This is a genomic window from Aquimarina algicola, from assembly GCF_006443095.1.
GTDB lineage: Bacteria > Bacteroidota > Bacteroidia > Flavobacteriales > Flavobacteriaceae > Aquimarina > Aquimarina algicola.
Genome location: NZ_VFWZ01000002.1, coordinates 1,142,171 through 1,156,304, shown reverse-complemented (window position 1 = coordinate 1,156,304; position 14,134 = coordinate 1,142,171). Strand labels below are relative to the sequence as shown.

The following is a 14,134-nucleotide window of genomic DNA, read 5'->3' as shown; positions in this document are numbered from 1 at the left end:
TATTTTTGGCTTTTACCGTAATTGTTTATAGATGTCAAAATTTGATACCTGGATTGATAATAAAGTTGCACAAAACCTATTCATATGGTTTTGTTTTTTTATCATTTTATTTGGAACTATACAGGCTGATAACAGATGGTTAGCTTCGTTATTTACGATCACTCTATTAGCGCCACCGATATATCTAAACAACCTATTTATTCTTCCGCTTTTACGAGAGAAACTTGTATTATTTTTCTTTTTGTTCTTAATAAATTTGTTGGTTTCGTCTAGTATTTTCGTATATATTATGAGTATTGTTCTTCAGCAAGAGCTGCAATGGAACTTATGGGCAAACTTTCTGGGAGTGATGATTCTTGCCTTGATTTTTGCTTCGGCTATTAAATTAGCAAGAGATAGTTTTTACAGACGCCAACAAGAAAAAGACGCAGAGTTAAAACTATTAAAAGCACAACTCAATCCACATTTTTTATTCAATACCCTAAACAACCTTTACGGCTTGTCGGTTATAAAATCAGATAAGCTGCCTGGACTGATGTTAAAACTTTCTGATTTATTAAGATATAGCTTGTATGATACCAAAGAGACTTTTGTGCCTTTAGAAAAAGAGATTCGATACTTAGAAAATTATATGTCTCTAGAAAAAATAAGATTAGAAAACACTACTGAAATTCAATTTCATAAAAAAGGAGATTTTACAACTACAAAAATTGCCCCAATGGTATTGATTGTTTTTGTAGAAAATGCTTTCAAACATTTGGAAACCATTCAAGGTAAAAAAAGCTCGGTTTCAGTAAGTCTAAGTGTTCAAGGCGAGAAAATGATGTTTAGCTGTATCAATACTTTTGCCTCAAACCATCATACAAAACCATCTTTAGAAACAGGTAAAAGCGGTATTGGATTACAAAATGCAAAAAAACGATTAGATTTGATATATGCTGATAAGTATAAATTAGATATCATAAAAAAAGACGAAAAATTTGTTGTTGAGCTAATGCTATTATTTTAATGAAACAGTTACAATGTATTATTGCAGATGATGAGCCTATCGCTCGCCAGATTTTAGAAAGTTATATTAAAGAAATCCCCAATCTTGAACTTATTGCTTCTTGTAAAAATGCTTTTGAGGTTATTGAAGTATTACAAACTAAGGCTGCCGATATTTTGTTTTTAGACATTAATATGCCAAAAATGTCTGGTTTAAGTCTTCTTAAAAGTTTACAACAAAAACCAGAAGTCATCATTACAACGGCTTATCCAGAACATGCTGTAGAAGGTTTTGAGCTTTCGGTAACAGATTACTTACTAAAACCTTTTTCTTTAGAACGGTTTTTTCAGGCAATTCAAAAAGTAAAAAATAATGTACCGGCATATCCTGAAATTTCGCCCTCTATTAACCAGAAAATTTCGCAAGCTATTATTGTAAAAAGCGATAAAAAAATCATAAAGGTAAATGTTGATGATATTTTTTATGTAGAAGCCTATGGTAATTACATCAAAATTTTTTCAGACAAAATGATTCTGACTCAACAAACGCTTACAGAGTTCTTAAAAAAACTGCCAGAAACATTTATTCGAATTCACAAATCATTTGTCGTTAATTTTGATAAACTCAAATTGATTGATGGCAATCAATTTGTATTACAAAATGAAACAAAATTACCTATTGGAAAATCGTATAGAAAAATGGTTATTGATAAAATTAATCAAATCTAGTAAGTACCTTTTCCAAAAGAAATCATAATCTTAGAAACCTCTTTTTATTCCCCCGATAATTATTCTATTTTTGATACCACATCTTTTAAAAAATCATCTCTATGAAATATCACCCAATAGATAAAAATCTCTTTATTAAAAACAGAAAGAACTTTACAGCTCAAATGAAACCTAATAGCATTGCTGTTTTCAATAGTAATGATATTTATCCGATTAGCGCAGATAGTATGATGCCTTTTGAGCAACATAGGGATATTTTCTATCTAAGTGGTGTAGATCAGGAAGAAAGTGTATTATTACTTTTTCCTGATGCTCCGCAAGAAAAACACAGAGAGATTCTTTTTTTAAGAGAAACCAATGAACACATTGCTATTTGGGAAGGAACAAAATTGACCAAAGAAAAAGCGTTTGAGACTTCGGGGATCAAAACGGCATATTGGCTTAAAGACCTAGAGAAAATCTTTTTTGAAGTCATGACACAATGCGAAACAGTATATGTGAATACTAATGAGCACTATAGGTCTAATGTAGAAACCGAAACCCGAGAAGATCGTTTTACCAAATGGTGGAAATCTAAATATCCGGCACATAATGTAGCCAAAAGCAATCCAATCCTACAACGTCTACGTTCGATAAAAGATCCCGTTGAACTTGATTTGATGCAAACAGCATGTAATATTACTGAAAAAGGTTTTCGAAGACTTTTGAGCTTTGTAAAACCAGGGGTTTGGGAATATAATCTTGAAGCCGAATTGTTGTATGAATTTATTAATAATAGGTCTAAAGGTTTTGCCTACACACCTATTATTGCAAGTGGGCATAATGCAAATGTGTTACACTATATTGAAAATAATCAACAATGTAAAGAAGGAGATTTGATCTTAATGGACGTAGCTGCAGAATATGCAAATTATTCGAGTGACCTTTCTCGCACGATTCCTGTATCAGGAAAATATTCTAAACGACAACGTGAAGTATACGATGCGGTATTGCGAGTTAAAAATGAAGCTACAAAAATGTTAGTACCTGGAACAATATGGGCAGATTATCATGTTGAAGTTGGTAAAATAATGACTTCAGAATTATTAGGACTAGGGCTTTTGGATAAGGCAGATGTGCAAAATGAAAATCCGGACTGGCCTGCATATAAAAAATATTTTATGCACGGAACTTCTCACCATATTGGATTAGATACCCATGATTATGGAATTTTAATCGAACCTATGCAGGCGAATATGGTATTTACGGTAGAACCAGGAATTTATATTCCGGATGAAGGTTTCGGAATTCGTATTGAAGATGATGTAGTGATTCAAAAAGAAGGTGAACCTTTTAACCTTATGGCCAATATTCCTATACAGGCAGAAGAGATCGAAGAATTGATGAATCAATAATTTTATTGGTTTGCCTCCTTTGTTTTTAATTATTTATCTTAATATCTTATATCTTGTTTAAAATGAGATAATAGTAACTTAAAAACAAAGATAATTATGAAATTAGGCGCATTTTCTATCAGTCTTGCAGTAAAAGATCTTAATGCATCCAAAACATTTTATGAACAGCTTGGATTTGAAGTGTTTGGAGGTGATATGGCTATGAATTATCTTATCATGAAGAATGAACATTCATTGATAGGGCTTTTCCAGGGGATGTTTGATAAAAATATTCTAACTTTTAATCCAGGATGGGATCAAAATGCTAATACCTTAGAAAATTTTGATGATGTCAGGCAAATACAATATCATCTAAAAGAACATAATATAAAGTTAGACAAAGAAACAGACGAATCAACAACAGGACCATCTAGTATTACGTTGACTGATCCTGATGGTAATCATATCCTTATTGATCAGCATATTTGATGTAAGCTAACAATAGAAATAAAGTAGCGTCAAAATAGATAGAAAGGAATGAGGTCTTACAGTGCTTTTCTGTATCTTTATCCTTTATAAAATTATAGCATGAATCTTCCTAAAGGGAAAAAGGTATACTTTGCCAGTGATAATCATCTTGGCGCTCCAACAATAGAAAAAAGCTTTCCGAGAGAAAAGAAATTTGTACGATGGTTAGATGAGGTAAAAGAAGATGCAGCAGCCATCTTTTTGCTTGGAGACCTTTTTGATTTTTGGTTTGAATATAAGACAGTTGTTCCCAAAGGTTTTACCAGAACTCTGGGAAAACTTGCAGAAATTACGGATTCAGGAATACCAGTATATTATTTTGTAGGCAATCATGATCTGTGGATGAATGGGTATTTTGAACAAGAACTAAATATACCAGTTTACCATACTCCCCAAGAATTTACATTTGGGACAACTACTTTCTTTATTGGCCATGGAGATGGCTTAGGCCCAGGAGATAAAGGCTATAAACGTATGAAAAAAGTATTTACCAATCCACTGGCAAAATGGCTTTTTAAATGGTTACATCCTGACTTGGGAGTACGATTGGCACAATATCTTTCTGTAAAAAATAAATTAATCTCGGGAGATGAAGATGTAACTTTTTTAGGTGAAGATAATGAATGGTTAGTACAATATTGTAAACGAAAATTAGAACACAAACATAGAGATTATTTTGTATTTGGTCATAGGCATTTACCTATGGAAATTACCCTAAATGAAAAATCTCAATATATTAATTTAGGAGATTGGATCGTGCATTATACGTATGCAGTTTTTGATGGTAATGAGCTAAAACTTGAAACATTTAAATAAAAAAGAGATTGCTTTTTAGACAATCTCTTTTATCATTTTGGTAATGATATATTATTCTATCATAACCTGTTTTACAATAGTTTTTTTACCTAATTTGATATTCACAAAATATAACCCTTTTGTAGCAACTGAGTTTTTTAAGTCATTTAGTAGGATAGAAGTAGATCCTTTTTTTAATATACCCAAATCTTTTTGTTTTATACTTTTCCCATCAGGAGTTGTAATTTCTACAGTACCATGAGTATCTTCAAGGATATCGATTTGTACATTAAGATCATTGGTCACTGCCGGATTAGGGAAAATAGTAACGTTTTGCTTGTTGTCTACCGCTTGCAAATTAGATTTGTTATTAAGCCCTGTTATAATAAACTTTTCCCATGAACCGATAGCATTTCGGTTACATGTAATTCCTGTATTTTTTCCATTTTCATGACTTACGTATTTATTATTATTCCCTTTTATCGCATAGAGATCCCCTCCTAAGGATTCTAATCTAAATTTTTCCCAAGCCCCCACAGCATTACGATTACAGGTCATTGCTTTTTTTCCGTTTTCAGAGCTTACATACTTTCCATTATTTCCTTTTAAGCTTATTGTGCCATTTCCTGCAGGTGCTACAGTAAATTGTTCTGTATTTCCTGCCTGAGTATAATTTGCGCGCATTGGTCCAAAGCCTCCTTCAGAACTTACGTATTTATTAATACTTTGGCCTTTTATAGTTACAGTTCCATTTACATTAGTATTGCCTCCCCCAAACCTTGGCCTGGATGATAACCAATTCATATCAAATTTGGGGCCTTTTTGATTGCATCCTTGAGACCCCAAGTCTGTGCGACCGGGACATCCTGCCTCATCCGGAGCGTCGTTTGCCGGGCCGTTTCCACATTGAATATCATTATATGGAGCATCTCCATTTTTATAAGCTCTGTATTTTGGATGCTTTTTTAATTCATCACAAACATCCCGAAGATTTCTCTTTACTCCATTAATGGTTACAGAAGCTACATTAATATCGTCGAGATTGTGGTCAAAAGTAGTATCGCACCAGCAAAAACCATTGGCAGCATAACTATCTGTCCAGCTAGGATGCTTGGGGTTCCATTGTGAGAAGATAGTGTTGACATAAAATAGTAGAATCAAAAAGAGAGATAAACATGATTTGCATTTCATAATAATATATTTAAGTTAGTGCAACAAAGTTATTATCATAAATGCGATTTTGTATTTGGGAGAAGGGTTACATTAAGGGTACAATGAAATAATATAGCATACAAAAAGTATACTTTTAGGTTTTAGAAAATTAATCTATTATTTTGATTAAACAAGTGGTTCTACACTTATGAGTCTATTATTCAATATGTTATGATTAAAAAAATATAATTCTACTAACTCATTAAAATAGAGCTAGTAGAATTATGCTTTTAATTTTATTTAAAACTAGAAGAAGTCTGGATCGCAGATAATATTATCTGGTCTCACACAAACGTCTTGACAACAAATTCTACCTGTTGCACAGGTTGCACCTGGGATGCTTTCACAACCAAAGAAAACAGGATTTCTGTTACCTCCTGAAACAGATTGTTGCTCTTTTCTGTTTAACTCTTGAACACCGTTAATTTTTAAAATGCTTTTTAACATCATACGAATTTTTAATTTGTGTATGTCCTGAACATTAGAGACACTCAGGTTTTGTGTCTAAGTTGGTTACAATAATATGTAAGTGTTAAGGTAATGAAATTTAATTACTTAGCAATGCTTTTTGAGAATTGAATTCCGATTGTTTCCGGGGCTTTCATTGCTGTATGATGTTCAAAAAACAGTACGGTATTATTAAACACGGCTTCGATCAAATAATGACTGCCTTTGAAATAAGAGTTTTTGACTCTTGCTTTGAGATGAGATTTTGTACTCGCTTTTATTTCATGAGGGTATAGTAATATAGTGTCCTTGTCATTTTCAATACCTGTCAGATAAGATTTAGGTATTTGATTGACTTCGCCAAAAAGGGATGCTGTATAATAATCTGTAGGGTTTTGGTATAACGATATTGTATTTTTTTGAGCAATAATTTTACCATGTTTTATCACAATAGTCTCATCTGTAAACGAAAGGATATCGGTTTTGTCATGAGTAGCGGTAATGCTGGTTATTTTATTACGGTTTAGATATCTAAATAGATTTCTTCTCAATGAACTACGCCTAAAATTATCAATATTGCCAAAGGGTTCGTCTAATAATAGTAGTTCGGGTCTTTTGGCTAGAGCTTTTGCCAAAGCAACTCTTTGTTTTTGCCCTCCGCTTAGGTTTTCTACTTTTGTTTTTGCAAAATCAACCATTTCTACAATCTCTAGAAGTTCATTAACACGCCCTGATTTTAATTCTGGTTCAAAACTAGAAAGATATTGTCCTATATTTTCTTCTACAGAACGATATGGTTGTAGTTCAAACCCTTGAGAGAGATATTTCATGTTCTCTTCGCCGGGAACCAAATTGTAATTAGGGCCCATTAATTGTTTACCATTCCAGAATAAACTTCCTTCTTCTACATGTAAGAGTCCATAAATTACTTTCAGCAAAGTACTTTTTCCGCAACCACTAGCACCGATGAGTGCAATATGTTGACCGGGTGTAATCGTAAAACTGATGTTTTGTAATACAGGTTTTGTATCGTAAGCAAAAGAAATGTTCTGGACTTTAAGCATATTCAAATATATTGAACTTTGACATAAAAAATCCGCTTTCTCTAGAGAAAGCGGATTTTTTAATAAAACTTTTAAAAAAGGATTTTTACCCTTTTATTTCGGTATTTACTTTTTCTGGTAATACTTCGTATCCCATATTAAAAAGTGTAAAACCAAATATATCAGCATATTGCTCTATAGTTTTGCTTACGGGAGTTCCTGCTCCATGCCCGGCATTGGTTTCAATTCTTATTAATGTAGGATTAGAACCCGATTGCTTTTCTTGAAGTTCTGCAGCAAATTTAAAAGAATGTGCAGGTACAACTCGATCATCATGATCTCCTGTAGTGATCAAAGTAGCAGGATATTGTACTCCTTCTTTTACATTGTGTATGGGTGAGTACCCTTTAAGATACTCAAACATTTCTTTACTATCTTCTGCAGTACCATAATCATAAGCCCATCCTGCTCCAGCAGTAAATGTATGATAACGTAACATGTCTAGTACACCAACTGCTGGCAAGGCCACTTTCATTAAATCCGGTCTTTGTGTCATTGTTGCTCCAACAAGAAGCCCTCCGTTTGATCCTCCTCTAATTGCAAGATAATCACTAGAAGTATATTTGTTTTCGATTAAATATTCTGCTGCGGCGATAAAATCATCAAAAACATTTTGTTTTTGCATTTTAGTTCCTGCAGTATGCCATTTTTTTCCATATTCTCCTCCTCCTCTTAAATTAGGAACAGCATAAATTCCTCCTTGTTCCATCCAAACAGCATTTGCAATACTAAACGAAGGTGTTAGACTAATATTAAACCCACCGTATCCGTATAATATTGTTGGGTTTTTTCCATTAAGTTCTAGTCCTTTTTTATGAGTGATGATCATAGGTACTTTGGTTCCATCTTTAGAGGTATAAAATACCTGCTTGCTCTCATAGTTTTCAGGATTAAAGTCGATTTTTGGCCCTCGGTATAATTCTGAAGTCCCTTCTGTTATGTTATATTTGTAGATACTTGAAGGAGTTTTATAATTTGTGAATGTGTAGTATAGTTCTGTTTCTTCTTTTTTAGCGTTAAAGCCGTTGACGTTTCCTACACCCGGGAGTTTGATTTCTCTAACAAGTTTTCCATCATAATCATATTGAAGTACTTTGGAAACTGCATCAACCATATATTCAGTAAAAAAATGACCTCCACCAATACTTGGACTAAGTACATTTTCTGTTTCAGGAATAAAATCTTTCCAGTTTTCAGGAGTTGGATTTGCAGCATCTACAGTTACTATCTTTTGATTCGGAGCATCAAGATTGGTTACCAAGTATAGCTTAGAACCAACATTTTCGATAACATAAGTATCACTTTTTGTATGATCCAAAATAGTAATTAACTTACTATTGGGTTTAGTAAGGTCTTTGATAAAGAGTTTATTACCAGATGTAGAGATACTGGCAGAAATAATTAGATATTTATCATCTTCTGTTACAGATGCGCCCACATAACGATGTTTTTCTTCGGGAGTACCTCCAAAAATAAGAGCATCATCTTTTTGTGATGTTCCTAACTTGTGGTAATATACTTTGTGCTGATCAGTTTTTGCAGAAAGTTCACTTCCTTTAGGTTTGTCGTAGCTAGAATAATAGAACCCATCATTACTCTTCCAGGAGATACCAGAGAACTTAATATCTATCAGAGTATCTTCTACAATTTCTTTGGTCTCTGCATTTTTAATAATGATTTTTCGCCAATCGCTTCCGCCTTCAGAAATTGAATAGGCAACAAGCTTTCCATTTTTAGAAAAACTAACACCTCCAAGAGAAGTAGTTCCGTCTTCACTAAAAGTATTTGGATCTAAAAAAACTTCAGGTTCATCTCCTTCATTTTTGAAGCGATATATTACATATTGATTTTGTAAACCATTGTTTTTGTAAAAATAAGTATACTCTCCTTCTTTGAATGGAGCGCTTACTTTTTCATAGTTCCATAGGTCAGAGAGTCTTTTCTTTAGGTCTTCTCTAAAAGGAATATTGTCAAAATAACCAAAAGTAGTTTTGTTTTGCGTTTTTACCCATTGCTCTGTTTCTGTACTTCGATCATCTTCTAACCAGCGGTAAGGATCTTTTACAGGAGTATCAAAATAAGTATCTACAGTATCTACTTTTTTAGTTTCTGGATAGTTCAATGCGATAGAATTTTTGGTGGTTTCTTCTTTGGGTTCATTTTTACATGCTATTGCTAATGCAATAACAGATAATGCGAAGAACGTTCTTTTCATGATGTATTTAGTTAAAGTGATTCACAAATCTATCAAAAGATGGAACTATAAATGCTAAATAAAGCATAAAAAGTTGTTTGATAACTCTTTGAGCGAACTTTTTGAGTTTGTTACCTTTTTTTCAGACAGTTATTTTCAGACATTTTAATACTTTGGGAATAAAATAAGCAACTAAATATACTTATTGGTTTTGGCTTATGACCAGAAAAAGTATTTGAAATACATTCAAAAATGAGCGAAAAACAAGGCAATAATTAAGCACAACGTCAGCCTGTTTCAAAACTCATTTTACTTCTTTGATAACTTTGTATTTAGTACCTTTTAAGGATATATGTTTGAATACTAAAATTAAAAAGTAAGGTTTTGAGACAGGCTGACGGTTAGTATAAAGTGCGTTTTGATACACTTTATGCAGTTTTACTATCCTTCTACATACATTTTCTATTGTTCAATTAGGGATTTAGCTACTTCTTCGTTACCTGCCTTATCTACTCCCCATAGAAGACTTCCGCTAGCATCGACCACTGCAATGGCATAAATATCACTATCATTCGCAGATTCTGGTACAATAATCGAGATACCACCGTAGCATCCTAGAGTTCTAGTCACATTACCGATTACTAAGGCATTTGACCCTCCTTGAGTAGAAGGGTATGGCATGTTCATCAAATCCGACGTTTCCGAAGGGATTGGAGTATTAGTGTTTTGATTTCCTTGGCAATCAATTGCCCAGAGTGTATTTCCTGATGCGTCTGACACCACTAATGGCCAATTCTGACAATCAGGAGAGGGAACCACAATCTTTAGAGCTGCACATATATTATCATTCGGATTTTCACCAATAATATATCCGCTACTTCCTGATTCTGGAAAATTAATGTGCAAGTTACTTGAAGCTTGATTATCTATTGGTTGTATGGTACCTTTTTTTGTATTTATTTGTCCTTTTGCATCTACTCCCCAGAGATATTGCCCTTTGCTGTTTCCTACATTAATTGGGTATGCAGAATCACTAGAGGGCACAACCGCCAATATCGCTCCCGCATTGTTGTTAGTAGTATCTATTTCTCCAATGCGTACACCACTCTGTCCAAAAGTAGTAGGGTATTCTAGAGTTTTTTTAACAACAGTAGCTATTTTTGAGTTGACTGGGATATTACTCGCACTCAATCCCGGACGTTCCCCATTGTAGTCGAATAGGAAATTAATATCCTTCTGAAAAACCAAGAGATGTGTAGATCCTCCAAAGTGAAACATCCCAATTTGATCTCCTTTGCTAACAGGTTGTTCAGGCTTTACTGTGATATCACAAGTAGCACATTCGGCCATACCAATTGGGATTACACACATATCCCCAATTGCTGGGTTGTTCGATGTGATTTCAATTATTCCTCTCGTGGCTACATTCGAAATATATCCTTGTGACTCATTGGGTCCGGAAGGATCTAAATTTAATGGGTTTTCTGGCAATAATTCTGAATAATACGTACTGTTAAATGGTTTTTGACTCGCTGTGTCGTACACTGTTTTTACAATACCATCTACAGGGCTATGCCACCTATGATAGCTCTCTGCACTTAAAAAAGCTTGATAAATTGTTCCACCTTCATATTTGTCGGTTAAAGGTGTGTTGCCATCTGATTCATTAAAGATATTGATTAATGAATATGGTTGTCCTTTTAACCAAAAATCGTCTGAACGCTTTACGTTATAAGCTACTCTATAAGGTCCCGATTCACAAGCATTGGCAATATCATTTGTTCCCGTAGCAATTGGACGCATTCCTGAATTGAATTCACGTGTAAAGAAATCATCCCAACATGTAAACCCATAGTGTATGTCTGAAATGTCTGGGCATTTAAATGTCTCGATGAACGTTTCTCTTGCTGCTGCCGGATCGTTATCATAGTTTGTTCCATTATTCAAAGCATTTGCCAAGGCAACCATAGCATTATCACTTAGCCAATAATATTGAGGATCCGTAAAGTGTCCGGGGTAATTTGTTACCTGTTCATTACTGTTTGTAACAGCATATACTGAAGCAGGACTCATCAAAAAGGAACTCCAATCGTTAAGCACTTTGTTAAAGTGTTCATTTACACCATTATCTAAAAAGAATTTATGCCCAGAAGATGTTCCCATAGCCCAATCCAATAGTGCATTGATAGGAAACCCTACACATCCAGAAGTATTGAATGTCATAGTCATGGTCATGATTCCATTCAATAAAGGAATGAACTCATCCCAACTTTTTAGTTCATTACCATATTCAGTATTTTGGTATTTAGGCGGTACCTCTGTAAACATATCATTGGACCATTTACTTATCTCAGGATGGCTTTTTACATACAAGTCCAACGCAAGTATATTTGGGGTTAACTTCAATGGGTTTGCTGCTACATAAGATTTGATTCCCTTGATGTGATTTTGGATAAGTTCGTAATCTTTAGGAAGCCATTTTCCTACATTAAACTGATGTTTTTTCTGTACATTCATGTTTAGGTTGTTTTATTTTTTGTGTTTGTATAAATTCTATCACTCATAAAACAACTATTACTAAGTACCTTTATTCAATTAAAGATGTTTGTGTATATAGTTATTTGTACTGAGTTGTCGATAATGTTGGTTTTATATCATATTGTCTTTCAAAGATCAATAATAATTCGTCATGATTTTTACGGATTTCCATATTCAGAAGAGATTTTGAGACCGCTTTGTTATGAGGAAGGAGTATATGAGGTATTTTCTTAATGTTGACTTACTCAATACTAATTTAAAGATTGTAAAAGAGAGGGGGAGTTTATGAGTGCGCTTTATTGTGAGGGAAGAGACTGCTTCCCCTAGAGAAATAAGCTTATGAGAGGTTTTCTTGACATTCACTATTCACAAACTATCCACGGCTTTCTTCTGCCTTCGGATTTCTATATTCGAGTTTTAATTACTCTGGATTATAGTATAAGGTGGAATGGCATTCTGCCATAAAAAATGCTGAATAAATATAAAATTATCCAGCATTTTAATACTATATATTTTATTTATGGTTATTAACCGATAAGCTTTTCTTCTACAAGATATTCTGCAATTTGTACGGCATTGGTCGCAGCTCCTTTACGCAAATTATCTGATACAATCCACATATTCAAAGCATTTTCTCTAGAGTGGTCTCTACGGATTCTACCAACAAAAACGTCATTTTTTCCTTCGGCATATATTGGCATTGGATATGTATTGGTGTCGGGATTATCTTGTACGGTTACTCCACCAGTCTCACTTAGGAGTTTTCTAATTTCACTTTCATTAAACTCATTTTCGAATTCTAAATTTACACTTTCGCTATGTCCTCCTACTACTGGTATTCTAATAGCGGTAGCGGTTACTGCGATAGTTCTATCATCAAGGATTTTTTGTGTTTCGTTAACGAGTTTCATTTCTTCTTTGGTATAGCCATTTTCTTGAAACACATCGCAATGTGGGATTGCATTTTTGTGGATAGGATAGGGGTATGCCATTTCTCCTTTTGTACCACTATATTCATTTTCTAACTGTTGAACTGCTTTTACACCAGTACCCGTTATAGACTGATATGTAGAGACAACAACACGATTGATTTTATATTGATCATGAAGAGGGCTTAATGCCATAACCAATTGTATTGTAGAACAATTTGGATTGGCTATAATTTTATCGTCTACTGTTAGTGATTTTGCATTGATTTCGGGAACTACAAGTTTTTTGTCAGGATCCATTCGCCAGGCAGAAGAGTTGTCGATAACTGTTATTCCTGCTTCTGCAAATTTTGGCGCCCATTCTAGTGATGTGCTTCCTCCGGCAGAAAATAAGGCTACATCAGGTTGTGATGCAATGGCATCAGCAAGTCCAACTATCGAATAATCAGTGTTTTTGAATGTTATTTTTTTACCTATAGACCTCTCTGATGCTACAGGAATTAATTCCGTTATCGGAAAATTACGCTCTTCTAATACTTTTAACATTACAGTGCCTACCAATCCGGTAGCGCCAACAACAGCTACTTTCATAAAAAATTATATTTCTTTAGATCAATTTTATAATTACAAAATATTGATATACTTATCTTTTGACAAAATTGAGGATTATTTCTAAGGTAACAAGCATTTATGGTAAAAATATAGAAATTCGTACTATTTGTTATATATATAACAAATAGTAAAAAAGAACCGCTTGAATTTTTCAAGCGGTTTAGTTAGAATATGTAGTATAGCGGTAGCTATAGATAAATGCTCTTGTGTATTAGAGATTATTTATTCTTAAGCAAATCTCTAATCTCTGCAAGTAATTCTTCTTGTGTAGGACCTGCTGGTGCTGCTGGTGCGGGTTCTTCTTTTTTCTGAGATTTTTCATATGCTTTTAATACCATAAAAATACAGAATCCTATGATAATAAAATCAATTACTGTCTGGACAAATGATCCATAATTTATACTTACCGGTGGTATTGCTTCTCCTGCTTCATTTACAGATGCTTCTGTGAGTAAGAACTTTAATTCAGTAAAATTTACGTCTCCCAAAAGTAAGCCAATAGGAGGCATTAATACATCATTGGTAAATGAAGTTACAATTTTTCCGAAAGCTCCACCTACAATTACTGCAGTAGCCAAATTTACAATGTCGCCTTTCAAGAGAAAGGACTTAAAATCTTTTAGAAATCCCATATTAAATACGTTTTTAGGTGATTAGTCGTTTACTAATTTAACAAAAAAACTACTA

The 14,134-nt window shown here is 33.7% G+C and carries 12 protein-coding genes; 5 read left to right on the top strand and 7 right to left on the bottom strand.

Annotated features, from left to right (window positions below):
* The first annotated feature begins 31 nt into the window (after positions 1–31).
* The 5 genes from FHK87_RS09185 (at position 32) to FHK87_RS09165 (ending at position 4,433) form a co-directional block, all read left to right on the top strand.
* A complete protein-coding gene (locus FHK87_RS09185; protein WP_140592380.1) occupies positions 32–1,009 on the top strand; it encodes a sensor histidine kinase in 978 nt (325 codons plus the stop codon).
* Entirely contained in the window at positions 1,009–1,716 is a 708-nt protein-coding gene (locus FHK87_RS09180; RefSeq protein WP_140592379.1) for a LytR/AlgR family response regulator transcription factor, read from the top strand. The genes FHK87_RS09185 and FHK87_RS09180 overlap by 1 nt, the downstream gene beginning before the upstream one ends.
* 101 nt (positions 1,717–1,817) lie before the next feature.
* Positions 1,818–3,110 carry an aminopeptidase P family protein gene (locus FHK87_RS09175; protein WP_140592378.1) on the top strand — a complete coding sequence of 431 codons (1,293 nt, stop codon included), beginning with the start codon at positions 1,818–1,820 and terminating at the stop codon, positions 3,108–3,110.
* A 96-nt stretch (positions 3,111–3,206) separates the two neighbouring features.
* Positions 3,207–3,578, top strand: coding sequence for a VOC family protein (locus FHK87_RS09170; RefSeq protein WP_140592377.1), 372 nt, complete (start codon positions 3,207–3,209; stop codon positions 3,576–3,578).
* A 99-nt stretch (positions 3,579–3,677) separates the two neighbouring features.
* Entirely contained in the window at positions 3,678–4,433 is a 756-nt protein-coding gene (locus tag FHK87_RS09165; RefSeq protein WP_140592376.1) for a UDP-2,3-diacylglucosamine diphosphatase, read from the top strand.
* Positions 4,434–4,484: 51 nt separating this feature from the next.
* On the opposite strand, the gene FHK87_RS09160 is transcribed toward FHK87_RS09165, so the two are convergent.
* From FHK87_RS09160 to mscL, 7 genes are all read right to left on the bottom strand, one after another.
* The gene (locus FHK87_RS09160; protein ID WP_140592375.1) at positions 4,485–5,603 is read right to left on the bottom strand and encodes a T9SS type A sorting domain-containing protein; all 1,119 of its coding nucleotides are present in this window, start codon (positions 5,601–5,603) and stop codon (positions 4,485–4,487) included.
* A 267-nt stretch (positions 5,604–5,870) separates the two neighbouring features.
* Positions 5,871–6,071 (bottom strand): hypothetical protein, encoded by a 201-nt coding sequence (locus FHK87_RS09155; protein WP_140592374.1) that lies wholly within the window; start codon positions 6,069–6,071, stop codon positions 5,871–5,873.
* A 104-nt stretch (positions 6,072–6,175) separates the two neighbouring features.
* The gene (locus tag FHK87_RS09150; RefSeq protein ID WP_140592373.1) at positions 6,176–7,135 is read right to left on the bottom strand and encodes an ABC transporter ATP-binding protein; all 960 of its coding nucleotides are present in this window, start codon (positions 7,133–7,135) and stop codon (positions 6,176–6,178) included.
* A gap of 85 nt (positions 7,136–7,220) precedes the next feature.
* On the bottom strand, positions 7,221–9,389 hold the full coding sequence (locus FHK87_RS09145) for a prolyl oligopeptidase family serine peptidase (RefSeq protein ID WP_140592372.1): 2,169 nt from the start codon (positions 9,387–9,389) through the stop codon (positions 7,221–7,223).
* 441 nt (positions 9,390–9,830) lie between these two features.
* A complete protein-coding gene (locus FHK87_RS09140; protein WP_140592371.1) occupies positions 9,831–11,885 on the bottom strand; it encodes a phosphatidylserine decarboxylase family protein in 2,055 nt (684 codons plus the stop codon).
* Between the two features lie 548 nt (positions 11,886–12,433).
* Positions 12,434–13,426, bottom strand: coding sequence for an aspartate-semialdehyde dehydrogenase (locus FHK87_RS09135; RefSeq protein ID WP_140592370.1), 993 nt, complete (start codon positions 13,424–13,426; stop codon positions 12,434–12,436).
* A gap of 239 nt (positions 13,427–13,665) precedes the next feature.
* Entirely contained in the window at positions 13,666–14,079 is a 414-nt protein-coding gene (gene mscL / locus FHK87_RS09130; RefSeq protein ID WP_140592369.1) for a large-conductance mechanosensitive channel protein MscL, read from the bottom strand.
* Positions 14,080–14,134 lie beyond the last annotated feature (55 nt).

Coding starts and splice junctions, on each gene's coding strand:
- FHK87_RS09185 (WP_140592380.1), top strand. CDS start 32: ATGTCAAAATTTGATACCTGGATTGATAATAAAGTTGCACAAAACCTA.
- mscL (WP_140592369.1), bottom strand. CDS start 14,079: ATGGGATTTCTAAAAGATTTTAAGTCCTTTCTCTTGAAAGGCGACATT.
- FHK87_RS09135 (WP_140592370.1), bottom strand. CDS start 13,426: ATGAAAGTAGCTGTTGTTGGCGCTACCGGATTGGTAGGCACTGTAATG.
- FHK87_RS09145 (WP_140592372.1), bottom strand. CDS start 9,389: ATGAAAAGAACGTTCTTCGCATTATCTGTTATTGCATTAGCAATAGCA.
- FHK87_RS09140 (WP_140592371.1), bottom strand. CDS start 11,885: ATGAATGTACAGAAAAAACATCAGTTTAATGTAGGAAAATGGCTTCCT.
- FHK87_RS09180 (WP_140592379.1), top strand. CDS start 1,009: ATGAAACAGTTACAATGTATTATTGCAGATGATGAGCCTATCGCTCGC.
- FHK87_RS09155 (WP_140592374.1), bottom strand. CDS start 6,071: ATGTTAAAAAGCATTTTAAAAATTAACGGTGTTCAAGAGTTAAACAGA.
- FHK87_RS09165 (WP_140592376.1), top strand. CDS start 3,678: ATGAATCTTCCTAAAGGGAAAAAGGTATACTTTGCCAGTGATAATCAT.
- FHK87_RS09170 (WP_140592377.1), top strand. CDS start 3,207: ATGAAATTAGGCGCATTTTCTATCAGTCTTGCAGTAAAAGATCTTAAT.
- FHK87_RS09150 (WP_140592373.1), bottom strand. CDS start 7,135: ATGCTTAAAGTCCAGAACATTTCTTTTGCTTACGATACAAAACCTGTA.
- FHK87_RS09160 (WP_140592375.1), bottom strand. CDS start 5,603: ATGAAATGCAAATCATGTTTATCTCTCTTTTTGATTCTACTATTTTAT.
- FHK87_RS09175 (WP_140592378.1), top strand. CDS start 1,818: ATGAAATATCACCCAATAGATAAAAATCTCTTTATTAAAAACAGAAAG.